Below are 23,744 nucleotides of genomic sequence, written 5' to 3' on the forward strand. Positions count from 1 at the left end.
TCAGGGGCGGCGCGGGATCAGCCCGCCGAAAGTATGGAATTGCCGCGTTCTTCGTTGCTGCTGGCGTGCTTGATGACCTGCATCTGCAGCTCGAACTGGCGCGCGTTGGCGATCATGGCCACCATGGCCGAGGCGGGATTGACGTTGCTCTGTTCCACGAAGCCGGGCGCGATCTTGACCGTCGGATCGGCCGGCGCGGCTTGCCCCTGCGCCAGGCGGAACAGCCCGTCGCCGCCGCGCTGCAGCTGATTCGCAGGCGGGTTGACGAGCTTCAACTGGGCGATCAGCTGGATGTCGCGTGGATTGTCGCCCGCGCCCAGTGCGCTGATCTGCCCGTCGGTGGCGAAGGTGATGCTGCCGCGCTCGGGGACCTGGATGGGCTGCCCGTCGGCCGAGAGCACCGGCAGGCCGGATTGGGTGACGAGCTGGTTCTGCGCGTCGACGGCGAACTCGCCCGCGCGGGTATAGGCCTCGCCCCCTTGCGGCGTGCGCACCGCGAACCAGCCGGATCCGGCGATGGCCGCATCCAGCGCATGGCCGGTCTCAGCCATGTTGCCCTGGCGGAAATGGCTGCCGGGCGTCGAGGCCGCGGTGGCGACGCGCGTGGGCAGTTCGCCCGCCTGCGGCACCACCGGGACCGAGCGGTAGATCGCGAGCTGTTCGCGAAACCCCGTCGTCGCAACATTGGCCATATTGTTGGAGATGACCGATTGCTGCTCGAGGACCCGGGCCGCGCCGTTGGCGGCCGTGTAGAGGATGCGATCCATGCCGGCTGATCCGTTTAGCGCATGGTGATCAGCGTTTGCTGGATCTGGTCCTGCGTCTTGATCGTCTGGGCGTTGGCCTGGTAGGTGCGCTGGGCGATGATCATGTTGACCAGTTCCTGGCTGAGGTCCACATTGGATTCCTCGATGGCCTGCCCCTTGATGGTCGCCAGGCCGTTGCTGCCCGGGCGGCCCATGATGGCTTGCCCGGACGTGGCGGTTTCGGCCCAGGCGACCCCGCCCACCGAGCGCAGGCCCTGCAGGTTGTAGAAATCGGCCAGCGCCAGTGTGCCGACGACCAGTTTTTCGCCATTGGTGTAATTGGCCACGACCTCGCCGGTCTCGCTGACCGAGGTGCTGGCGTATTCACCGGTGAAAGAGCCATCGGCGATGAAGTTATGGGTATGGCCGCCTCCGAATTGCGTCGAGCCGCTGAAGTCGACGCGGATGCTCATCGGCGCCGCCGGCGACGCGGTACCGCCGGGCGCGGCGAGCGCCACGGTGCTGCTGGACGGCACGCTGATCAGGCGGCCGGCCGAATCGAAGGTCAGGGTCGTCGAGCCGCCGCTGGTGGGCGTCTGGCCGTCGATGAGAAAATTGACTTCCCAGGTGCTGTTGCCGCCGGCGGCGGGACGCTTGGTGTAGTACTGGGTCAGCCGATGCTCGTTGCCCAGCGAGTCGTACACCGTGATCGGCGTGGAGTTCGAGAACGAATCGGGATTGTTGGGATCGAAGGGAATCGCCGTCACCGGGGCGATGTACGCCACGTTGTCGGTGCCCGCGGGCAGTGCGCTGGCGGGCGTGCCCGGCGACGAGAACGACACGGTTGCATCGGCCTCGGCACCCGACTGGTACGTGCCGTCCACCGGGTATCCGATATCCCCCACATTGGCGACCGTCGTGCCGCCTGCGTCCTGGTACCACTCATAGGTGCCCGCGCCGTCGGTCCGGTAGTAATGGGGCACGCCATCCAGGTAAACCGTACCTACAGGGCCGGCCGGTGTGATCGTGCCGCCCGCCACGTTGCCGCCCGACCCCGGCAGGGCCCCGGCCGGCACGCCGCCCGCGAACGTGACGGAAGTGGCCGGCGTGCTGGTGCCGGTCATGTACGTCCCCGCGGGCGGGATCGGACCCGCCGCCGCGCCCGTGCTGTCGACCCACGAGTAGACGCCACCCGTGATGCGGTAGTGATAGGTCGTGGTCATGCCGTCGCGGGTCAGGTCGACCCGGCCGACGGTCTCGGGATTGGACGTATTGGGCACCACGGCATCGTTGGCGTCCAGGTTGACCTTGTTGGCGATGTTGCCGGTGGCCACGGGCGGGAGGTTGCCCACCGGCACGGTCATGCCGATCAGGTTGGACGTGCCCGCCGCATAGCCCATGAGCTGCTGGCCCTGGACGTTGACGATCCGGTTTTCCTTGTCGGCAAAAAATTCGCCGTTGCGCGTGTAGAACTGCTCGCCATTGGGCGTCTGTACGACAAAGAAGCCCCGCGCCCCGTCGATGGCCATGTCGAACTGGTTGCCGGTGGCGGTCACCGTGCCGGTGGTGAAGCGCTGGTTGACCGAGGCCAGCTGCACCCCCAGGCCGACGCGCGAGTTGGCGAACACGTCGGCGAACGACGCGCTGCCGGCCTTGAAGCCCACAGTGGCCGAGTTCGCAATATTGTTGCCGATGACGTCCAGATTCTGCGCTGCGGCGTTCAATCCGCTGAGACCTTGTCCGAAACCCATGTTCTACCTCGTCAGTGCGTGATTCGTCGTTCGATGAAAGCGGCGCGCCGGATGGCCGCGCCGCCGCGGATTACATGATCTGCCGGATGTCCAGCAGGGAAATCTTGCCCGCCAGGCCGAGGTCGAGCTTCAAGCCCTCGGAGGTATAGGCGACGCTGCCGACCGTACCCGAGGTCAGCGCCTGCGCGGACACCGGATTGCCGTCGGCATCCACGGCCGACACCTGGACGCTGTAGGCGCCATCGGCCACCAAGGCACCGTTGTCGTCCTTGCCGTTCCAACTCAAGGCATAGACGCCCGCGTCCATGGCGCCGAGGTCGAGCTTGCGCACCAGGGCGCCGCTGGCGTCCACGATCGACACGATGGTCTTGGACGAACCCGAGATCAGGTCGATGCCAAAGGGCGTGGCGGACTTGATCGTCGGGTCGGCGGCGTCGCTGCCCAGGGATACCTTTTCGCCCGGGATCAGCACCTGCTTGCCGATCAGCGAGGCGGCCTGCAGGGACTGGGACATGTCCATCTGGCCGGACAGCGCCAGCAGGGTGTTGTTCAGCTGCTGGATGCCGTTGACCGTGGACAACTGCGCGATCTGCGAGGTGACCTGGGCGTTGTCCATGGGATTCAGGGGATCCTGGTTCTGCAGTTGCGTCACCAGCAGAGTCAGGAAGCGGTCCTGGGTGTCGCCCATGAGGCTCTTGGTCTGGGCATTGGCCAGGGCGGCGGCGTTCGTGGCGGTGGTGTCGGAGACGGTCGTCATGGCGTTCCTCATTGACCCAGGGTCAGGGTCTTGGCCATCAGGGCCTTGGCGGTGTTGATGACCTCGACGTTGGCCTGGTACGAGCGCGAGGCGGAGATCATGTTCACCGTTTCGGCCACCACGTCGACGTTGGGCAGCGTGACGTAGCCATCGGCATTGGCCAGCGGATTGCCCGGGTCGTATTGCAGGCGCGGGGGCGCAGCGCTTTCGACGACCCCGGTGACCTTGACCCCGCCGACGGCCTCGGACGGGCCCTGCGGCGTCATCTGAAAGACCACCTGCCGGGCCTTGTAGGGCTGGCCGTCCGGGCCCACCGCGCTGTTGGCGTTGGCGATGTTGCTGGCCGACACGTTCATGCGCTGGGATTGGGCCGTGAGGGCCGATCCCGCGATCTGGAAAATGCTGGTCGATGACATGGGGGTTACCTGGAATCCGTTTATTGCTGCATGGCCGCCTGCAGGGACTTGATGCGCCGGTCGATCAGCGTCAGGTCGGCCTGGTAGCGCGCGGTGTTGTCGGCGAATTGCACGCGCTCGACGTCCATGTCGACGGTATTGCCGTCGATGCTGGGCTGGGAGGGCACGCGATACAGTTCCTCGGCCGGCCCCGCGGAATGTGCCTGGGCCGGGATGTGGCGTGCCGAGGTCAAGGTCAGCGCCGTATCGGGCAACCGCATGCGCTCGTCCAGCGCCCCGCGCAGCGAGGCCGCGAAATCGATGTCGCGCGCCTTGTAGTTGGGGGTATCGGCGTTGGCGATGTTCGTCGCCAGGATTTCCTGGCGATGCTGGCGCAGCGACAGGGCCGTTTGCTGGAACTCGAATTCCTTGCCGATGCGATCGATCATGGCTGTCCGTGTGTAAGTATTCATGCGCGCGATCCGGCCGGGACGCTCTCGCGCCCTTGGGGCCCTATCGCACGGCACCATAGTAAGTCGGGGCCGCGCGCCACAAACATCAAAACAAAGCGCTGTTTGTCGGCCAATTCACCTGATGCCCGCGCCGCGCCGGGGCACTACAATCCTCCCATGCCAGGACGCCGCTTATTTTCTCTGCTGCTTGCGGGCGCGGCGTGGGCCGCGGCGGCCCAGGGCGCCCCGACGGGTCTCCAGGATCCCGCCGCGGTGGCCGCCCAGGCCGAGGCCCTGCTGCGCGACATGGCCGCCAGCCACCCGGGCACGCCGGTCGTCTCGGTGGACGAACCACGCATCACCCAGCAGCCCGCCTGCGCCGAACTCGAGGCCTTCCTGCCCGGCGGCGCCTTGCGTTCGCGCACCTCGGTGGGCGTCCGCTGCCTGGCCCCCCACCCCTGGACCCTGTACGTGCAGGCCAGCGTGCGCATCATGGGGCACTATTTCGTCGCCAACCGCACGATCAACCGGGGCGAGACCCTGTCGCTGGACGAATTGGACACGCGCGAGGGCGACCTGCTGCGCAACAAGCGCCTGATCGGCGATCCCTCGCACATCGTCGGCTGGGTGGCGACACGCCGCATCGCCAAGGGTTCACCCATCCAGGGCAATGCCCTGCGCGATCCCCAATCGATCGAACGCGGCAATATGATCCGCACGGTGGCGCGCGGCGTGGGCTTCGTCATCACCGGCGAGGGCCAGGCCCTGGAATCGGGGGCGCCGGGCAGCCAGATCCAGGTGCGCACGGGTTCCGGGCAGATCATTACCGGCACCGTGATCGACGCGCATACTGTTCAGGTTATGATGTAGGGGCATGGGGATTTGCTCTAAATTTCACGGTCCCGGCGCCGTTACATCAATAGCAGCGGCAACGCCCCAGACCTGACTCCCCGGAGACGACCTTGAAAATCAGTTCCACTTCGTCCAATTCCCCGCTGACCGGGGTCGCCGGAGGATCACGCACCGAGCCGGGCCACGGCAATGCCTCGTCCCAGAAAACCGGCGCCGGCCGGTCCTCGTCGGTGGACCTCAGCCCCGCGGCGCGCAACCTGTCGGCCCTGCAGGACGGCAGCGCCGACATCCAGGCGCAACGCGTCCAGCAAATCCGCGACGCCCTGGCCTCGGGCGAACTGCAGATCGATCCGGGCCGCATCGCCGACGGCCTGCTGGCCAGTGTCCGCGACCTGCTGAAATGAGCACCGAGGCCGAGGCCCTGCTGCACTGCATCGACCGGCAATCGGCGCTGGTCCGCGAATTCATCCAGACCCTCGAAGACGAATCCGCCCTGCTGCTGGATTCAACGCCCAACGAAACCCTGGAGGCCCTGACGGCCCGCAAGAACGACTACGCCCAGCGCCTGGGCGAACTCGACCGCGAACGCGCCGAACGCCTGGCGCGCCTGGGCTTCGGATCCGACCGCGATGGGGTCGAGGCGGCGGTCTTTGCGCATCCCGTCCTGCGCGAACCCTTTGATGCGCTGTTCGAACTCGCCGCACAGGCCAGCGAACTGAACGGGCGCAACGGCCAGATCCTCGACATGTTCATTGCCAGCAACCGCCGCGCGCTGGATACCCTGCGCGCGCTGATGGGCGAGGACCTCTACGACGCCAAGGGCCGCCTCTCACGGCCGTAACCGCGCCTCGACTTCGGTGCATGGCGAGTCCAGGCGCCGAATTTCAGCCCAGCATTTCCTTCAGGGCATAGAGCTTGACCAGCGCCGCAGAGGCCTGCGCAGGCCGCAATGCGTTCTGGCCGAGCAGGCGGGCGCACACCGAGGCGCTGCGCGCCAGGCGCGGGTCGCGCCACAGGCGCCACGCCGCCAAGCCCAGTTGGGCCGCTGCGAGACTGTCGTCCAGCAAGGCGTCGGCCCCGCCATCGGCGTCCTCGAGCGTCGCCGCGGCCAGGCGCCATGCCGCCTGGCAATCGATGCGCGCGGCCAGGGCGCGCGCCAGGATGGCGGGATCCTCGGGCCCGCGTAGCGAGGCCATGGCATGCCAGCGGCGCAACTCGCGGCCGTCGCGGCGATCGACGGCCCGCAGACAGACCGCACGCACGGCAAGAGGCGCGCCACCGCGTGAATGCAAGCTGACCGGACCCACGCCCGCCCATAGGGCGACGTGAGCGTCGTCCAGGCCGGCGAGGGGCGGCCGGTGGGCGAACGTCTCGGCGGCCACGGGCTGGACGTCCAGGCGGCGGCAGGCGGCCGACAGCGTGGCCGGCTCGCCGTCCTCGTAGACCCGGGTGCGGGCGCCGCACTGCGCGAGCCAGGCCAGCCCTCGCGATTCCAGTGTCCGCCATAATGCGGGCGTTCCCCCTTCGAAGACATGCAGTACGGGGCCGGCGGCCGCACCGGATTCGGCATCGATCTGCGCCAGCAAGGCGTCGGTCTGCGAAGGCACGGACGGTCGATGCGAGCCGGTCGAGGAATACCAGCCCTCGGCCAGCAGCCACTGCTGGGATGTCGCCGCCAGTATGCGGCCGTCGAGGCCGCAGCAGGCGCTGGTGACCCAGGTGCCGCGCCGCGCCCCCGGGCGCACGGGAATACGGCCGTGCACCGCCAGCGCCGAGGCGTCGGGCTCGGCCAGTTCGCGCCGGGCGGCGCCCCGAAGGCGGCCGACACCTTCGGCCGCGCGCGGCGCCCCGGCCGTGCCCCGGATGCGCCACAGCGTGTAGCCCTCGGACAGGACCGGATCCTCGTCCAGGGCGGCGACCGCCGCCCGCAGGTCTTCGTCGGCGAGCGTTTCGCCGCCGTGGGCCGACAGGGTCAGCAGACGAGGCAGCAGCGCCTTGCGGCGTTGGGCGGCGGCCGCCTCTTCCGGATCCTCGACCGGTCGCGTCATGGACAGCAGGGCCGCCAGGTCGGCCTCGGTAGGGGCGTACAGCGTGCGCCCGCCCTGTGCCGGCGCCAGGGCATGGTCGACCAGCGCGGCCGCCGACAGGAACAGCAAGTGTTCGGGCACCTTCTGCCCGTTGGAGACGTAATGGATGGGCAATTGATAGCGGATCGCGGTGTCCAGCGCGGCACCCAGGCGGCTGGCTTCGTCCAGCTTGGTGATGATGCAGCCGCGCAGCGGCGTGCCGCCGTCTCCGGCGTACGAGCGCGCCACCTCGTCGAGGGTATCGCCATGGCTGGAGGCATTGAGCACCAACAACCGCGAGACGTCGCGCCCCGCGCCCGCCAGCAGGGCCGCCTGCTCGGGCAGGGCCTGGTCGCGCTGGCTGATGCCGACATTGTCGATCAGGACCGTCTGGTCGTCCCGCACGCCCTGGACGACGCACCGCATCTCGTGGATGTCCTGCACCACGTGTACGGGCACGTGCAGCATCTGGCCGTAGATCTTCAGTTGCTCGTGCGCCCCGATCCGGTAGGTGTCGGTGGTGACCAGGACGAGGCTTCCGGGACCGGCCCGCCGCACGCAGCGCGCCGCGAGCTTGGCGATCGTGGTGGTCTTGCCGACCCCGGTGGGGCCGACCAGTGCCAGGACGAGCCCCGGCCGCCACAACGCCTCCTCGGTGGCCAGGACCGGCAGGTGCTTGACGAGCTCGCCGCGCGCCCACTGGAATGCGGCTCGCTCGCCCAGGTGTTCGGGCAGGCGCTTGAGCATGGCCCGCAGCAGGGCCGTGCTGAAACCAAAGCGCAGCAGCGTCTGAAACAGCATCACCGCAGCCGGCGCACGCCGCAACTGGTTGCCCCACAACAGCTCGTCGATGCGGCTCTCGAGCGAACCGCGCAGCTCGCCGATGGCGCCCACGACGTCCTGCTCCTGCGGCGGCACGGCGGGACGGACGGCCGCCGCCGGCCGCGCGGATGGGGCCGGAGGTATCGGCGCCGCGGGCGCGCCGGCAACCGGCGGGGACTCGGGGGTCTGGTCGGTCGCCAGGATCTCGACCCCGCCGTTGATGCGCTTGTTCGAGATGATCAGGGCGTCGGGGCCCAGCGCCAGGCGCACCTGGCGCATGGCCTCGCGATTCGTGGCGCCGAAGAAACGGCTGATGTTCATCCGGTGCTCCCGCCGATGACGGCGGTGATGCGCATCATGCGCTCGTCAGGGATCTCGGCGCTGGACAGCACCCCCATTTGCGGAATGTGATGGCGCAGGAAGCGCGACAGCGAGGCGCGCAGGGACGGCGGAACGACGAGCACCGGCGCCTCGGCCTTGTCTTCCTGCTCCTGCACGACCCGCAGGGTGTCGGCCAGCAGACTCTCGGCCAGGCCGGGTTCGAGTGCGCCGTTGCCGCCCATGGCCTGCATGAGGACGCGCTCGAGGCGGGCATCCAGGCCGATGGCCCGCAACTCGCCCTCGCCCGGGAACCAGTGCTGGGTGATGGCGCGGCCCAGGGCCACGCGCACCAGGGCCAGCAATTCGCCCTGGTCGGGCCCGCCCGAGGGATTGAGCGCAGCCAGGCGCGGGGCGTGCTCGGTGACCGTCTCAAGGATGGAGCGCACGTCGCGGATGGGCACCTCCTCGTCCAGGAGGCCGCGCAGCAGGTTCTGCAGCTGCGACAGGGAAAGGGTCTTGGGCACCAGGTCCTCGACCAGCTTGGGCAGCTCGCGCCCGACGTGATCCAGCAGTTGCTGGACCTCCTGGCGGCCCAGCAGCCGGGCGCCATGGCGGTGCATCAGGTGGTTCAGGTGGGTGGCGACCACCGTCGCGGCATCCACCACCGTATAGCCGGCGATCTGGGCCTGCTCGCGCAAAGACACATCGATCCAGGTCGCCGGCAGGCCGAAGGCGGGATCGGTGGTCTCGGTGCCCTGCAGCTTCATCGTCACGCCACCCGGATCGATCGCCAGCCACTGGCCCACCAGGGCCACGCCGCGGCCGATCTCGACACCGAACAAGAGGATGCGGTAGTCGGTGGGCTTGATCTCGAGGTTGTCGCGGATGTGCACGACCGGCGGCAGAAAGCCCATTTCCTGGGCGAATTTCTTGCGCAAGCTGCGGATGCGGTGCAGGAGTTCGCCGTTTTGCTCGTGATCGACCAGGGAAATGAGGCGGTAGCCGACCTCCAGGCCCAGTGGATCCACCACCGAGACATCGTCCCAGCTGGCCTCGGCCGCGGCGGCGGCCACGGCCGCCTCCGCGCGGGCGGGTTCCTCGGCGGCGCTGGCCTGGTCGCGCTGCTGGCGCTGGTACAGCGCCCAGCCCACGCCGCCGATGATCGCCGCCAGCAGCAGGAAGGCGACGTGCGGCATGTTCGGGATCAGGCCCATCAGCGTGAGGATGCCGGCGGTGATGAACATGACGTTGGGGTTGGAGAACAACTGGCCCATCATCTGCTGGCCGATGTCCTGGTCGGTCGCCACGCGCGAGACCACCACGCCCGCCGCCGTCGAGATCACGAGGGCGGGAATCTGGGCCACCAGGCCGTCGCCGATCGTCAACAGGGTATACACCCGGCCGGCCTCGCCCACCGGCATGTCGTGCTGGGCCACCCCCACGATCAGGCCGCCCACGATATTGATGATCATGATCAGCAGGCCGGCCACCGCATCGCCGCGCACGAACTTGCTGGCGCCGTCCATGGCGCCGTAGAACTCGGCCTCCTGCGAGACCTCGGCACGGCGGCGGCGCGCATCGTCCTCGCCGATCAGGCCCGCATTCAGGTCGGCGTCGATGGCCATCTGCTTGCCGGGCATGGCGTCCAGCGTAAAGCGCGCACCCACCTCGGCGATGCGGCCGGCGCCCTTGGTGATGACGACGAAATTGATGATGACCAGGATGACGAAGACCACGATCCCGACCGCAAAATTGCCCCCCACCAGGAAATGGCCGAAGGCCTCGATGACCTGGCCGGCGGCGGCCGGCCCCTTGTGGCCGTTCAGCAGCACCACGCGCGTCGAGGCCACGTTCAGCGACAGGCGCAGCAGCGTGGCGAACAGCAGCACCGACGGGAAGGCGGCAAAGTCCAGCGGCTTGCGGGTGAACATGGCCACCAGCAGGATCATCACCGACAGCGAGATATTGAAGGTGAACAGCAGGTCGAGGATGAAGGGCGGCAGGGGCAGGATCATCATGGCGAGCACCATGAGGATCAACACCGGGCCGGCCATCAGACGGGCCTGGCCGGCGCCTTGCGACTTGAGAAAAGCGAGAAATGCGTTCATGGGGCGGTCGATGCGGCAAACGAGCCTGCGCGCGTATCCAGTTCGGACGGCACGGACAGTGCGCGCGGCGCCGTGGGCGGCGCGCCCGCGCCCTCGTGCCAGCGGCGCAATTGGTACACCCAGGCCAGCACCTCGGCCACGGCCGAATAGAGGACGGCCGGGATCTCGTGGTCGAGCGGTACGTGGTGGTAGAGGGCGCGCGCCAGCGGCGGCGCCTCGAGCGTGGCGACGCGATGCTCGGCGGCCAGTTCGCGGATGCGGGCGGCGATCAGGCCGGACCCCTTGGCAACGACGGTGGGCGCCCCGCCCTGCCCCTCGAGATAGCGCAGGGCCACCGCATAGTGCGTGGGATTGGTGACGACCACGTCGGCGCCGGGCACCGCCGACATCATCCGGCGGCGCGCCATCTCGCGCTGCTGTTGGCGGATGCGGCCCTTGACGTGCGGGTCGCCGTCGCTTTCCTTGTGTTCCTGCTTGACGTCCTCGCGCGACATGCGCAACTGCTTGTAGTGGTTCCACAATTGCCAGGGCACGTCGATCAGCACGACGATGATCAGCGAGGCCGCGATCAGCAGGCAGCACAAGGCCACCAGGCCGAGGCCGCGCACCAGCGCCTCGGTGGGCGCCATGTGGGTCAAGGACAGCATGTCGCCCCGATAGTGCCAGATCACCATGACGCCCACCGTGCCGATCAGCAGCGCCTTGGCAATGGTCTTGATCAGCTCGATCAGGGTCTGCATGGCGAACAGGCGCTTGAAGCCCTTGAGGGGATTCATGCGCTCGAACTTGGGCTCCAGCGCCTTGGGCGAGAGCAGGAAGCCGCCCAGCGCCACCGACGAGAACACGCCCACCAAAGCGAGCAGGCCAAAGATCGGCAGCACCAGGATCAGGGCCTGCCAGGCGGCATCGCCCGCCTGGTCGATCATGACCGTCGTGTCGCGCGCGATGCGCGGATCGAACCACAGACCGCCGCGCAGCACGCCGTTCAGGGTGCGGTACATGTGCTCGGCGCCAAACCACAGGCTGCCGGCCCCGACCATGATCGCCAGGAAAGTACCCAGCTCGCGGGAACGCGCAACCTGCCCCTCCTCGCGCGCCTTTTCCAGGCGCCGGGGCGAGGCGGGTTCGGTTTTTTCGAGATCGCTATCCTCGGCCATGCGGGCGGGCGTCGGGAAATTGAGACAGCCTGGATTCTAGCCCCCGCGCCGTCCCCGCGATCCGCCAAGCAAGGCCGCTTAAGCGAGGCAGTTCATGTGCTTGCCAGCCGGGGCTGGGCGGTGGCCTGGCCGGTCAGTTCCTCGTAGCGCAGATAATCCAGGCCCATGCGCACCGCGCCCCAGCGGGTGCCGTCCAGATCGACCGGGATCGACACGTCGGTGATGATCTCGCCCGTGTCGCGCATGTAAGTCTGGCACATGACGCTGCCCTTGTTGGCGATGGCGTTCTTGCTGATCTGGTCGTCGAACAGGCGTTTGTCGCGCACATTCAATGTGTCGTGCACGACGTCGCCGGTCGGCTGGCGCGCATAGCGGGCATTGTGGGTGGGCGCATAGCCGTTGGCATCGATCAGGATCGCATAATAGCCGGCCGGCAACTGGTCCAGGACGAAATCCAGGATCCGCTGCAGGGGCTGGTCGATGGTGGCATCGTAGCCGACGTGATAGCGCGGCGGATTGCTGCCCGGGATCTGGCGGTACGACCGATCGAAGACATCGAGCCCCTGCTGCTGCGCTTGCCGCAACAGGCGGATGCAGGCCTCGCGCATGGACTCCAGGATATTGACCACGGCATCGAAGGGCGTGCGTCCGGTGCGCAGGGCCGCCAGCATTTCCTGCAGGCTCTCGGTTTGCAGGCGCACGCCGCGCACCTGGCCGCGCATGGTGCCCATCCGGTCCAGCACCTGGACGCTGTGCGAGGCGATGCGCGCAATGGCGTCGCTCATGTCGTGATTGGTCTGGTTGACCTGCGACACATTGTCGGCGACCAGGTCCATCTGCCGCCCCATGTCCTCGAGTTCACCCACCAGCGCTGCGAACTGCTGGGAGAAATCCCCCACCATGGTGTTGGAGGCCGACATGTCGGAATGGATATGGCTGGTCTGTCGCCGGGTGCTGGTGACCAGATCGAGGATCTCGCCCGTGTGCCGGACGATGTCGCCGGTGGCGGCGTTGACGCGTTCGGCGAGCTTGCCGACCTCGCTGGCGACCACGGCGAATCCCTTGCCCGCCTCGCCCGCGCGCGCCGCCTCGACCCCGGCGTTCAGCGCCAGCAGGTGCGTCTGCAGGGCGATGTCCTTGATCAGGTGGCTGGTGTCCTCGACCGAGCGGGCGCGCTCGTTCAGTTGCGCCACCACGCCGGAAAAGGTTTCCATCTGCGCCGCCACGCGGCCGACCCGGTCATGCAGCTCGTCGAGGCGCGAGCGCGTATCCACCAGGGATTGCAGCTGCGTGCGGAAGGACTCGGCCATCTCGATGACGGTCTCGTTGGTCTGTTCGGACAGGCTGGCGATCTGGCTGCCCTGCGCCGACAGGCCGTCGGCCTCGTGCGCCTGTTCCTGGGCCAAGGTCTCGCATTCCTCGGTATAGGCCTGCAGGCGGGCGGCATTGATGGAGATCTGGATGCTGGAATGGCGCATCACCACAAAACGCGTCCTCAGGGAATCCAGGAAACGGCCCACCGACCAGGCCACGGGGCTGAGTGTCCAGGAGCGGTCGGCGAGCGTCGCACGTCCGTGGCTGAGACGATTGAGCAATCGTCCAAGGCCGAAGGTCCTCCCGTGATTCTTTTTCATGTTGCCTCCTTTCGACCGGCCCATTCTGTCATGGGCTGGATTAGCGCTTCAATTCATGATTCATCCCGATCGCTGGTTTTCATCCGCAATGGCATACTATCCCGTCGCGCGGCGTCCCGGTCAGAACCCCAGGCTCGCCAGCAGGTCGTCGACCTGGTCCTGGTTGGTCACCACGTCGGCCTTGCCCTCGGGCTTGACGGCCGGCCCGTTCAACAGGGTGCGGGTTTCCTCGCGCCGCTCCTGGGGCGCATTGTCGATCAATACCTGCACCAGCTCGGTCTCGATGGCGGTGACCACGCCCAGCATTTTCATGATCACCTGGCCGGTCAAGTCCTGGAAATCCTGGGCCATGATGATTTCCATCACGTTCTGCTGCGTGGCCTGGGTTTTCTGCGGAATATCCTTGAGCAGGGTCCGCGTGGCGTCCACCAGTTCACGCGCCTGGTCCAGTTCGACCGGATGGTCGAACCATGCCTGCCAGCGGGCATCCAGGTCACGCGCCTGGCTGTCCAGGGCGTCCTGCCAGGGCTGGATCTGCTCGGCGGCGTTGAGGACGCGATTGGCGGCCTGCTCGGTCATCTGGGCGACGTAGTGCAGCCGGTCGCGCGCATCGGGGATCGCGTGCGCCGCGTCCTTGATGGCCTGGTCCAGGCCCAGTTCGCGCATGCTTTCGCGCAGCATCCGCGTCAACTGCGCGATCCGGTGAATCAGGTCGACCGATTCGTCGGGCAAGGACCCGATCCCGATGTTGTCATCCGTTGTCATGAGGGCCTCCGTTCAGAGTTTCTCGAAGATCTTGTTGAGTTTTTCCTCGAGGGTCGCCGCGGTGAAGGGCTTGACCACGTAACCGCTTGCCCCGGCCTGGGCCGCCGCGATGATGTTTTCCTTTTTGGCCTCGGCCGTCACCATCAGGACCGGGATCGAGGACAGGTTCGGGTCGGCCCGGACCTGCTGCAGCATCGTCAGCCCGTCCATGTTGGGCATGTTCCAGTCCGAGACCACGAAGTCGAAACTGCCGTTGCGCAGCTTCTCGAGGCCGATGACGCCGTCCTCGGCCTCGTCGACATTCTCGAAGCCGAGGTCCTTGAGCAGGTTCTTGATGATCCTGCGCATCGTCGGAAAATCGTCGACGATCAGGATTTTCATGTTTTTCTGTACCACCGATCACTCTCCTAAAGGTGTATGTACATATTCAATGTGAATCCAGGGCGGTCGGCCTCAGACCCGGTGCCCGTACGCACCGGCGCTCTTGAGTATCCGCTCGCTCATGTCGGCCAGCGGCACGGCCTCCTCGGCCGCGCCGATCAACAAGGCCTCGCGCGGCATCCCGAAGACGACGCAGCTGGCCTCGTCCTGCGCAAACGTGCGCGCCCCCGCCTCGCGCATGGCCAGCATGCCCTGGGCGCCGTCCTTGCCCATGCCCGTGAGGATGACCCCGATGGCATTCTTGCCCGCCACCTGCGCGGCCGAATGGAACAGCACGTCCACCGAGGGCCGGTGGCGGTTGACGGGCTCGGAATATTCCAGCTTGACGACATAGTTGGCGCCCGAGCGCGCAAGCTTCATGTGGGCGACGCCGCCGGGCGCCAGGTACACGTGGCCCGGCAGCACCCGCTGGCCGTCCTCGGCCTCGTGCACGCTGACCGCGCACAGGCCGTCCAGGCGCTGGACGAAGGATTTGGTAAAGCCGGCGGGCATGTGCTGGGTGATCATGATGGCGGGGCTGTTGGCCGGCAGCGGCTCGAGGACGTGCCGGATGGCCTCGGTGCCGCCCGTGGAGGAGCCGATCAGGACGAGTTTCTCGGTCGTCGAGAAGGCCTGCGCCAGGCGCTGCCGGACGCCGCTGTCCACCGCCTGGCGCCGGCGCGGGCGGGCCAGCGCGGCGGCGCGGATCTTGTCGGCGATCATGTCGCTGTATTCCAGCAGGCCATCGCGCAAGCCGAGCTTGGGCTTGGTCACGAAATCCACCGCACCGAGCTCCAGCGCGCGCAGGGTGACCTCGGAATTGCGCTCGGTCAGCGAGGACACCATGACCACCGGCATCGGCCGTAGGCGCATCAGGCGCTCGAGGAAGTCCAATCCGTCCATGCGCGGCATTTCGACGTCCAAGGTCAGCACGTCCGGGTTGTGCTGCTTGATGAGTTCGCGGGCGACGAGCGGGTCGGGCGCGGTGGCGACGACCTCCATGTCGGCCTGCCCATTGATGATCTCGCTCATGAGGCTGCGGACCAGCGCCGAGTCGTCCACACACAAAACGCGAATTTTCTTCATGGATGCCATGCTGTTGCGCCCCCGCGATCAAGCCAGGGTATAAACGGTCTGTCCCTTCAGGCGCCAGGCCTTGGTCAGGTACGTGAAGTTCTCGGAATGTCCGGCAAACAGCAGGCCGCCGGGCTTGAGCAGCGGCGCGAAGCGCTCGAGGATCCGGGTCTGGGTTTGCTTGTCGAAGTAAATCATGGTGTTGCGGCAAAAGATGGCGTCGAATTTCTGGCTGAACGGCCACTGCGGCGCCACCAGGTTCAGGACGTCGAAGGACACGATGTCACGCAGCACGGGCTTGACCATGGCCATGCCCGCCTGCCGGCCCGATCCGCGCAGGAAATAGCGCTTGAGGAATTCGGGCGGCACGGGCTTGACCCGGTCCAGCGTATAGATTCCTTTGCGCGCCTGCTCGATCGCCTGGACGTCGATGTCCGTGGCGGTCACCGACAACCCGGCCTCGGGCTGCCCGCAAGCATCATGCAGCGTCATGGCGATGGTGTAGGGCTCCTCGCCGGTGGAGGCGGCGCAGCACCAGACGTTGACGGGCCGCCGGCGCGCCCTGACCAGGTCGCCCAGGATCGCGAAATGGTGCCGCTCGCGAAAGAAGGCCGTATGGTTGATCGTGAACGCACTGATGAATCGTTCCCATTCAGGGGCGTTCGGATCGAGCTCCAGCATGGACACGTAGTCGCGCACCGATTCCAGGCCCACCTGGCGCGTACGCAGGCCCAGGGTGCGCGCGGCCATGTCCATCTTGTGTTCGCCAAGGATGATGCCGGTGCGCCGGCGCAGGATCTGGACGGCGCGCAAAAGCTCGGCCGGTTCCGCCTTGGGCAGAACCGGCTGGGAAAAGAACGAGGTCGCCAGCGCCTCGCCGCTCATGTCACGCGCCCGGGCATCGCGGGCCTCATGTATTCAATGCCAGGACCGGTCTGGAGGGCGAAGGCTGGTAGTCCAGCGTGCCGCCCGGCACATCGATCACCTCGCCGCCCTCGCGGATCTTGAAGACCGCGACGGCCTCGGCGAGGCGTTCGGCCTGTTCCTGCAGGGATCCCGCCGCGGCGGCGGCCTGCTGGACGAGCGCCGCGTTCTGCTGCACGACCCCGTCCATCTCGGTCACCGCCTGGTTGATCTGTCCGATGCCCTCGGATTGTTCGCGCGAGGCCGAGGAGATTTCGTGCATGATCGCGGTCACGCCCTGGACGGACTTGACGATGTCCTCCATGATGCGGGCCGCGTCGCCGACGCGCTCGGAGCCTTCATTCACCCGTCCGATGGACTCGTCGATCAGGCCCTTGATTTCCTTGGCGGCCTGCGCGCTGCGCTGTGCCAGCGAACGCACCTCGCCGGCGACCACGGCAAAGCCCTTGCCCTGCTCGCCGGCGCGCGCGGCCTCGACCGCGGCGTTCAGCGCCAGGATGTTGGTCTGGAAGGCGATGCCGTCGATGACGCTGACGATCTCGGACATCTTGCCCGAGCTGGCGGTGATCCCGGTCATGGTTTCGGCCACCACCGCCACTGCCGCGCCGCCGCGGTGTGCCACCTCGGCGGCGCTCTTGGCCAGGCGGTCGGCCTGCTCGGCATTGTCCGAATTCTGGCGCACGGTGCTGGCGAGTTCCTCCATGCTGGCGGCGGTCTGTTGCAGGGAGGCGGCCTGCTGCTCGGTCCGGCTGCTGAGATCGGTGTTGCCGGCAAAGATTTCCTGCGAACCGCTGCGGATCTCGCCCACACCGCTGCGCACCGAGGCCACCGTCCGGGACAGCCCGTCCTGCATGCGGCGCATGGCCTCGTACAGCACGCCGATTTCATTGCGCGAGGTGACCGCGATCGGCCGGGTCAGGTCGCCCGCCGCGATCCCGTCGAAATGCGAGCCGGCGTTGACCAGCGGCCGCAGCACGACCCGCTGCAAAAACACATAGGCCGAAATCGCAAACAGCAGGGCGACCAGCATCGAGACGGCGACGATCAGCACCACGCGCTGGAAATGGACTTGCTCGCGGGCAACGGCGTCGTTGATGTGCAGCCGCTGGTATTGCTTGAGGCTCTCGTAGGCCTGCTGCAGGTTGGTCTCCATGGGCACGACCAGATTGACGAGGACGTCGTTGTAGGCCTCCATCTCGCCGCGTTTGAGCGCATCGAGGAGCTTGGTGACGCCGCTGGAGGTGAGCTCGTCATAGGCGAAGATGACGCGCTGGTAGCCGCTCTCCGGTGCCATGGTGGCATCGGCGCGCTTCTCGAATGCGGCGAAGGCCTCGCGCGAGCGGGCGATCTGGGTTTCGGCCTGCTGCAGCAGGGCCTGGCTGGCATCGCTCAGGCCGCTGGCCTGGTCGTCCCCGCCGCCCCAGGTGGCGGCGATACTGTTGTTCAGCAGGTCGCTGTTGACGGTGAAGCTTGCCATCGCGCGCCCCATCATCACCTGGACGTCCTGGTATTGATTGATGGCCTCGTCCATGCTGGAGGCGGTCTCCTGATCGCGAACGATCCTCTGCAGGGCGTCATTGTTGATCTTGAGCGAGTACACGCCCAGCGCCGCCCCCGCAATCAGCATGAAAAAGAAGAAAACCAGCACCAGGATGAGACTGGTGCGAACCTTGAGGGCGCCGAACAGGGCCTTTTTTTTGCGTGCTTGCATGAAGAGTCTCGCCTCTGGATGCCTACGATGGGATGACTGGAGAACGACGGCAAAAGAGCCCTCGCATCAAGCCGACGCGCTTTCGACCAGCGCCATTTCATCGCTGGTCATGAGTTTCTCGATGTCCACCAGAATCAGCATGCGCTCGCCCAGCGTGCCGATGCCCATCAGGTGCTCGGTCGAGAACGCGGATCCGAATTGCGGCGCCGGGCTGATCTGCGAGGACTGCAGCATCAGGACGTCGGACACGCCATCGACGACGACCCCCACCACGCGTGAATGGACGTTGAGGATCACCACCACGGTCTGGTGGTTGTATTCGACCTTGTCGAGGTTGAACTTCATGCGCAGGTCGACGATGGGCACGATGACCCCGCGCAGATTGGTCACCCCCTTGATGAAGGACGGCACATTGGCGATCCGCGTGACCGACTGGTTGTCGTAGCCGCGGATTTCCTGCACCTTGAGGATGTCGATGCCGTATTCCTGCTCGGCCAGCGTGAAGACCAGGAATTCCCTGCCCTGCCCCTCGGCCTGATCCTGCTTTTGGTTGAGATTCATGATTGCCTCCCGGAGACTTGAAGGACTCAGGCTGCGGCGCGCAGGGCGGACGCGCGCCGCAGCGCAAAGACGTCCACGATCAGCGCGACACTGCCGTCGCCCAGAATGGTGGCCGCGGATATGCCCGGCACCTTGCGGTAATTGGCTTCGAGGTTCTTGACCACCACCTGGTGCTGGCCGATCAAGTGGTCGACCATCAAGGCGAAGCGCACGTCCTCGGCCTGCAAGACGACGGCGATCGCGCGCGTCAGGTCGGTCTCTGCGCCCTCGACGTCGAAGACCTCGTGCAGGGCGACGATCGGCAGGTATTCGCCGCGCACGTGCAACATGCGCTCGGTGTCCGAGATGTGGTGGATCTGATCGGCGGTGGCTTGCATCGATTCGGTGACGTGGGACAGCGGCAAGATGAAGGTTTCGGGGCCGACCCGCACCGACATGCCGTCCAGGATCGCCAGCGTGAGGGGCAGCACGATCCGCGTGGTCGTGCCCTCGCCCGCCCGGGACGAGAGCTGCACGTGCCCGCCCATGCTTTGGATATTGCGCCGCACCACATCCATGCCGACGCCGCGCCCCGAGATGTCGGTGACCTTTTCCGCCGTCGAGAAGCCCGGCGCGAAGATCAATTGCCAGAGTTCCTCGTCGGGGGTGGCGTCGGACACCGGAAAGCCTTGCGCGATCGCCTTTTTCAGGATGCGCTCGCGGTTGAGGCCCGCCCCGTCGTCGATGACGTCGATGATGATCTGGCCGCCGCTGTGCTGGGCCGACAGGGTCAGGGTGCCCTCGGGATCCTTGCCCTGCGCCTGCCGCGCCTCGGGCATCTCGATGCCATGGTCCAGGCTGTTGCGCACCAGATGGGTCAGCGGATCGATGATGCGCTCGATCAGGCTCTTGTCGAGTTCGGTCGCCTGACCCTTGGTGACCAGACGGATGCGCTTGCCGATCCGGGTGGCGCTCTCGCGCACCACGCGCGGAAAGCGGCTGAAGACGTAGTCCATGGGCATCATGCGGATCGACATGACGGCCTCCTGGAGGTCGCGGGCATTGCGCTCGAGCTGCTCGATGCCGTTCAGCAGCCGATCATGGAGGACCGGGTCCAGGGACTGCGACGTCTGCAGCAGCATGGCCTGCGTGATGACCAGCTCGCCGACCAGATTGATGATCTGATCCACCTTTTCCACCCCGACGCGGATGGTGCCGTTTTCCTTGGGCTTGCCGGCCCTGGTGCCGGGGCCGGCCGTTGCGGCGGTGCCATCGACGACGGACTGGGGCTGTGCGGGCGATGGTTTTCCGGAGGGCTCGGCGGCCACCGCGGGCGGGGTCGCAGACTGGACCGCCTCGGGCTGCGCGCCCGCAGCAGCACCCTGGTCCGCCGCGGCGCCAGGCAGCGCCTCGGCCCGCACGGTGACCTGGTCGGCGTTGACCACGAAGCAGCACACCGCCTCGATATCGCCGGCCGTGGCGGTGGTCTCGAGCCAGAGCGAAAGCCTGCCGTCGCGGTGTTCCTTGTGCAACACCTCGCCCATCAGCGCCATCTCGGCCGACAGGGGCTCGACGTCCTTGTCCTTGATCCGGTCGATGCGCACCAGCAGCGGCAGGCCGGCGCAGGGGGGCGCGTCAACGGCAGGCGCGTCGGCCGCCTCAGCCTCGACGGCCGCCGCCGGGACGATCTCGGCAAGCGCCGCCTCGCCCTGCTGCTCGAGCGCCAGCTGGCGCAACTGCGCGCAAATGCGCTCGTAGGCGTCTTGGTCGGGTTTCCCGGATCCGCGGTAAGCGGCAACTTGCTCGGTCAGCACGTCTTTGGTTTCCAGAAAGAGGTCGATCATGTCCTGGCGCAAGGGCATTTCGCCATGGCGGATGAGGTCCAGCTGATTCTCGAGCAGGTGCGTGGTCTTGGCCAGCTCGTCGAAGCAGCCGAAGGTCGCCGCGCCGCCCTTGATCGAGTGCGCCGCCCGGAAAATGGCGTTGAGGTCGTCCGCATCCGGCGCGCTGGGGTCGATGCCGAGCAGGAGCTGCTCCATTTCGGCGAGCAGCTCGTCGGCCTCGTCGAAGAATGTGTCAAAGAATTCGCTCAGATCCACACCAGCGCTCATTGTCGTCCTCAACCATCATGGGTGTGTTCGCCATGCGCGGACACCGCCCCTTGGGCCTCGTCCGCGGCATCCCCGGCACCGGTCCCCGCCGGCGAGGCGGGCGCGGCGACCGCCGGCGACGCCTCGCCGTCCGCCGCCGGACCCTGGGGCGCCGCCTCGACCGATGCCGGCGCCGGACCGGTTTCGGAGGACCCCGCGGACGCAGCCTCGGGCACCGACACCGTCCCGCCCGTGAGCTCGCGCAAACGCAGGGCGTCCTGCCCGGCGGCATTCTGCTGGTCGATCTGGCGCTCGGCCCGGCGATTCAGCACCAATATACTGATACGGCGGTTAACGGCCGCGAGCGGATCTTCTTTAATGAGGTTGACCGTGTCGGCCAGGCCGAGGATGCGCTTGATCTTGTTTTCGACCAGGCCGCCGGCCACGAGCTCGCGCCGCGCCGCGTTGGCGCGGTCGGCCGACAGCTCCCAATTGCTGTATTGCCGGTCGCCGGCGGCATAGCGCATGGCGTCGGTATGGCCCGACACCGTGATCGAGTTGGGCAGGCGGCTGAGCACCGGCGCCAGTTCGCGCAGGATGTCGCGCATGTACGATTGCACGATGGCGCTGCCGGTGGCGAACATGGGCCGCGCCTGCTGGTCCAGGATCTGGATGCGCAGGCCGTCGGGCGTCATGTCCAACAGCAGCTGCGGCCGGAACTGCTGCAGGATGGGGTTGTGCTCGATCAGGTTCTCGAGCTCGCGCTGCAGGTTTTCGAGGCGGGCGGCGTCCTCCCGATCCTCGGCGCCGTCGCTCTGGTGGGGCGCGGGCAGCGGAAAAGTATTGGGAACGATGCTGGGTTGCCCGCCTGGGATCACCGATTCGCTGGTATCGATGTTGGCGCCGCCCGAGATCGCCGTCATGAGCGGCATCCGGAAATACTCGGCGATGATCTTGAGGTCGCGGGTCGGCACCAGCATCAGCAGCCACATGACCAGGAAAAAGGCCATCATCGCCGTCATGAAGTCCGCGTAGGCGATCTTCCAGCTGCCGCCGTGGCTGGATTCGCCGTAGACGCGCTTGCGCCTGACGACGACCCGGCCTGCATCGAGCTTGGCCATGCCCCGGCGTCCTAGCGGGCCGCCTGGCTCTTGGCCTGGCGCACGTGCGACTCGAGTTCGGTGAACGAGGGCCGCACCGACGAGAACAGGACCTTGCGCCCGAATTCGATGGCCAGGGGCGGCGGATATCCGTTCATGCTGGCGAGCAGCGTGACCTTGATGCACTCCAGCACCTTGATCGACGCCACAGACTGGCGCTCGACGGCCGAGGCGAACGGCGCGACGAACCCATAGGACAGCAGGATGCCCAGGAAGGTACCCACCATGGCCTTGGAAATCAGATCGGCCAGCACGACGGGCGGCTGGTCGACCGCGGCGAGGGCCTTGACCACCCCGAGCACGGCCGCAACGATGCCGAAGGCGGGCAAGGCATCGGCGACGGCGCGCACCGCATTCACCGGATTGTGGTGTTCGCTGTGCAGGGCCTCGATCTCCTGGTCCATCAGGGTCTCGATTTCGAAGGAATTCATGTTGCCGCTGATCATGATGCGCAGGTAGTCCGTGAGGAACTCCATGAGCTTGGCATCGCGCAGCACGCGGGGGTACTGGGAGAAGATCGGGCTGGAGGCGGGATCCTCGATGTCGGACTCGATGGCCATGAGGCCGTCGCGCCGCGCCTTGTTCAGCAAGGTGTACAGCAGCGCCATGAGTTCCATGTACAGGGATTTCCCGTAGGGATTGCGCCGCACCGCCTTGGGGATGGCCTGCAGCAGCAGGCGGACCGAGGCGCCGTTGCTGGCGGCGATGTAGGCCCCCAGGGCGGAGCCGCCGATCAGGACGAATTCGAACGGCTGGTACAGCGCGCCCAGATGCCCGCCCATGGCGATGTAGCTGATGAGCACCGCGCCCAGGACGATCCCATACCCAAAGATGATAAACACGTGCCCGCCCTGAAATCTAAATACCGTCAATCATCGCCCGGCCCGCCCCAGCCAAAAACGTCATTCAACAGGGTCTTTTGTCGTCAAATCCCTGCACCGTGCGGACTGCCGGCCGACGGACGACCCCGGCGGCATGGAACCGCGGCGCCCCTTCAGGCCTGCATGGATCGGCGATCCCCCGCCTCGGAAGCCTTGCGGCGCGCCCGGGTCTTGCCCGCGCGGGGCGGCGGCTTGCAGATCGCACAGATGAAGCCATTGTGTGGATCGTGCGCGTGCGCCACGTACGCGCCGGTACACTGCTCGCAGTGGGACAACTGCAGCAGGCCGCTGTCGAAGAACCGGATCAGCATCCAGGCACGGGTGAAACTGAGGACGGGTTCGCCGACCGCGTCGCCGGGCAAGGTGCCCGCATGGGACTGTTCGAGGTAGAGCTTGTAGGCCTCGACCAGGGCGTGGGCTTTCTTGGCCGGCGTAAACCGGTCCATGAACTGGTAGATGCCGTAGAACATGCTGGAATGGATGTTCGGCAGCCAGGTCATGAACCAGTCGACGGAAAACGGCAGCATGCCCTTGGGCGGCGAAGCCCCCTTGACCTCGCGGTACAGGCGCGCCAGCCGGTCGTAGCTGAGCGAGGTTTCCGCCTGCAGGACTTGCAGGCGCGCCCCGAGATGGATCATCTCGGTGGCCAGGCGGATTTCGCTGGCCTCGCGGGCCACGCTTTTCGTCGACATGGGGAGCCGTCAGGGAAGAATCAGGCGAGCGAGGTATCCTGCTGCGCCAGCAGGATGGTGGAATGCGCCTGCTGCAGCACGCCGCCCAGCACCTCGTGCGTGAGCGACGACAGCAGTTGGCCGTCATTCAGGCGGAAGCCGCAGATCACGGAGTTGGACCCGGCAAGCCGGACGAGTTGGGCGGGAGAGAGCTTGAGGATGGTGTCCGCCACGTCGGCATCGAAACCGAGGCGAAACATGCCGGCGGCCAGGTTCTCACGCAGCAGGCGTTGCGCCAGCATCAAGTACGAAAGATTGACTTCCTGGATGTCGTTCAGAAGCGCGGAGTCTAGAGTTGACATGGGTTTCCTTGAAGGATCTAGGGTTCGGTTTGGGTCCCGCCACGTCCGAAAAGCGAGGCCCCGCCGATCTCTCTCGATTCAAAAT

The 23,744-nt window shown here is 66.9% G+C and carries 23 protein-coding genes; 3 read left to right on the forward strand and 20 right to left on the reverse strand.

Annotated elements, in window-relative coordinates; all coding sequences use genetic code 11:
- Positions 1-17: 17 nt before the first annotated feature.
- The 5 genes from flgF to flgB form a co-directional block, all read right to left on the reverse strand.
- Positions 18-767, reverse strand: coding sequence for a flagellar basal-body rod protein FlgF (gene flgF / locus OOZ48_RS00905; RefSeq protein WP_269494409.1), 750 nt, complete (start codon positions 765-767; stop codon positions 18-20).
- A 14-nt stretch (positions 768-781) separates the two neighbouring features.
- A complete protein-coding gene (locus OOZ48_RS00910; RefSeq protein WP_269494413.1) occupies positions 782-2,497 on the reverse strand; it encodes a flagellar hook-basal body complex protein in 1,716 nt (571 codons plus the stop codon).
- 70 nt (positions 2,498-2,567) lie between these two features.
- The gene (locus OOZ48_RS00915; RefSeq protein WP_269494416.1) at positions 2,568-3,254 is read right to left on the reverse strand and encodes a flagellar hook capping FlgD N-terminal domain-containing protein; all 687 of its coding nucleotides are present in this window, start codon (positions 3,252-3,254) and stop codon (positions 2,568-2,570) included.
- Between the two features lie 8 nt (positions 3,255-3,262).
- Positions 3,263-3,670, reverse strand: a complete 408-nt coding sequence (flgC, locus tag OOZ48_RS00920) for a flagellar basal body rod protein FlgC (protein WP_269494418.1) — start codon at positions 3,668-3,670, stop codon at positions 3,263-3,265.
- A 20-nt stretch (positions 3,671-3,690) separates the two neighbouring features.
- Positions 3,691-4,098 carry a flagellar basal body rod protein FlgB gene (gene flgB / locus OOZ48_RS00925; RefSeq protein WP_269495381.1) on the reverse strand — a complete coding sequence of 136 codons (408 nt, stop codon included), beginning with the start codon at positions 4,096-4,098 and terminating at the stop codon, positions 3,691-3,693.
- A gap of 180 nt (positions 4,099-4,278) precedes the next feature.
- Here flgB and flgA point away from each other — a divergent pair, with 180 nt between their 5' ends.
- The 3 genes from flgA to OOZ48_RS00940 all read left to right on the forward strand — a co-directional run bounded on the left by flgA (position 4,279) and on the right by OOZ48_RS00940 (position 5,794).
- On the forward strand, positions 4,279-4,971 hold the full coding sequence (gene flgA / locus OOZ48_RS00930) for a flagellar basal body P-ring formation chaperone FlgA (protein ID WP_269494419.1): 693 nt from the start codon (positions 4,279-4,281) through the stop codon (positions 4,969-4,971).
- Between the two features lie 92 nt (positions 4,972-5,063).
- Positions 5,064-5,357, forward strand: coding sequence for a flagellar biosynthesis anti-sigma factor FlgM (flgM, locus tag OOZ48_RS00935; RefSeq protein ID WP_269494422.1), 294 nt, complete (start codon positions 5,064-5,066; stop codon positions 5,355-5,357).
- A complete protein-coding gene (locus OOZ48_RS00940; protein WP_269494425.1) occupies positions 5,354-5,794 on the forward strand; it encodes a flagella synthesis protein FlgN in 441 nt (146 codons plus the stop codon). The genes flgM and OOZ48_RS00940 overlap by 4 nt, the downstream gene beginning before the upstream one ends.
- Before the next feature lie 43 nt (positions 5,795-5,837).
- Here OOZ48_RS00940 and flhF read toward each other — a convergent pair whose 3' ends face one another.
- The 15 genes from flhF to flhD all read right to left on the reverse strand — a co-directional run bounded on the left by flhF (position 5,838) and on the right by flhD (position 23,659).
- Complete coding sequence (gene flhF, locus OOZ48_RS00945; RefSeq protein ID WP_269494428.1) at positions 5,838-8,162, reverse strand: flagellar biosynthesis protein FlhF; 2,325 nt, start codon at positions 8,160-8,162, stop codon at positions 5,838-5,840.
- On the reverse strand, positions 8,159-10,270 hold the full coding sequence (flhA, locus tag OOZ48_RS00950; protein ID WP_269494430.1) for a flagellar biosynthesis protein FlhA: 2,112 nt from the start codon (positions 10,268-10,270) through the stop codon (positions 8,159-8,161). The genes flhF and flhA overlap by 4 nt, the downstream gene beginning before the upstream one ends.
- Entirely contained in the window at positions 10,267-11,427 is a 1,161-nt protein-coding gene (gene flhB / locus OOZ48_RS00955) for a flagellar biosynthesis protein FlhB (RefSeq protein ID WP_269494432.1), read from the reverse strand. Before flhB ends, flhA begins: the two co-directional genes overlap by 4 nt.
- Before the next feature lie 92 nt (positions 11,428-11,519).
- Positions 11,520-13,061, reverse strand: coding sequence for a methyl-accepting chemotaxis protein (locus OOZ48_RS00960; RefSeq protein ID WP_269494434.1), 1,542 nt, complete (start codon positions 13,059-13,061; stop codon positions 11,520-11,522).
- Between the two features lie 120 nt (positions 13,062-13,181).
- On the reverse strand, positions 13,182-13,826 hold the full coding sequence (gene cheZ / locus OOZ48_RS00965) for a protein phosphatase CheZ (RefSeq protein ID WP_269494437.1): 645 nt from the start codon (positions 13,824-13,826) through the stop codon (positions 13,182-13,184).
- Positions 13,827-13,838: 12 nt separating this feature from the next.
- Positions 13,839-14,222 carry a chemotaxis response regulator CheY gene (cheY, locus tag OOZ48_RS00970; protein ID WP_269494439.1) on the reverse strand — a complete coding sequence of 128 codons (384 nt, stop codon included), beginning with the start codon at positions 14,220-14,222 and terminating at the stop codon, positions 13,839-13,841.
- A gap of 57 nt (positions 14,223-14,279) precedes the next feature.
- Complete coding sequence (locus OOZ48_RS00975; protein ID WP_269494441.1) at positions 14,280-15,332, reverse strand: protein-glutamate methylesterase/protein-glutamine glutaminase; 1,053 nt, start codon at positions 15,330-15,332, stop codon at positions 14,280-14,282.
- A 27-nt stretch (positions 15,333-15,359) separates the two neighbouring features.
- Positions 15,360-16,205: a CheR family methyltransferase gene (locus OOZ48_RS00980; RefSeq protein WP_269494444.1), complete on the reverse strand. Its 846-nt coding sequence runs from the start codon at positions 16,203-16,205 to the stop codon at positions 15,360-15,362.
- Positions 16,206-16,230: 25 nt separating this feature from the next.
- Positions 16,231-17,955 (reverse strand): methyl-accepting chemotaxis protein, encoded by a 1,725-nt coding sequence (locus tag OOZ48_RS00985; RefSeq protein WP_269494447.1) that lies wholly within the window; start codon positions 17,953-17,955, stop codon positions 16,231-16,233.
- A 66-nt stretch (positions 17,956-18,021) separates the two neighbouring features.
- Positions 18,022-18,516 (reverse strand): chemotaxis protein CheW, encoded by a 495-nt coding sequence (locus OOZ48_RS00990; protein WP_269494451.1) that lies wholly within the window; start codon positions 18,514-18,516, stop codon positions 18,022-18,024.
- 26 nt (positions 18,517-18,542) lie between these two features.
- Positions 18,543-20,606, reverse strand: a complete 2,064-nt coding sequence (gene cheA / locus OOZ48_RS00995; protein WP_269494453.1) for a chemotaxis protein CheA — start codon at positions 20,604-20,606, stop codon at positions 18,543-18,545.
- Positions 20,607-20,614: 8 nt separating this feature from the next.
- Positions 20,615-21,706 (reverse strand): flagellar motor protein MotB, encoded by a 1,092-nt coding sequence (gene motB / locus OOZ48_RS01000; protein WP_269494456.1) that lies wholly within the window; start codon positions 21,704-21,706, stop codon positions 20,615-20,617.
- Between the two features lie 11 nt (positions 21,707-21,717).
- Positions 21,718-22,587, reverse strand: a complete 870-nt coding sequence (gene motA, locus OOZ48_RS01005) for a flagellar motor stator protein MotA (protein ID WP_269494459.1) — start codon at positions 22,585-22,587, stop codon at positions 21,718-21,720.
- Positions 22,588-22,739: 152 nt separating this feature from the next.
- Positions 22,740-23,318, reverse strand: coding sequence for a flagellar transcriptional regulator FlhC (gene flhC, locus OOZ48_RS01010; protein WP_269494461.1), 579 nt, complete (start codon positions 23,316-23,318; stop codon positions 22,740-22,742).
- 20 nt (positions 23,319-23,338) lie between these two features.
- The gene (gene flhD, locus OOZ48_RS01015; RefSeq protein ID WP_269494464.1) at positions 23,339-23,659 is read right to left on the reverse strand and encodes a flagellar transcriptional regulator FlhD; all 321 of its coding nucleotides are present in this window, start codon (positions 23,657-23,659) and stop codon (positions 23,339-23,341) included.
- Between the last annotated feature and the right edge of the window lie 85 nt (positions 23,660-23,744).

Source organism: Castellaniella sp. S9 (genome assembly GCF_027257175.1).
Taxonomy (GTDB): domain Bacteria; phylum Pseudomonadota; class Gammaproteobacteria; order Burkholderiales; family Burkholderiaceae_B; genus Castellaniella.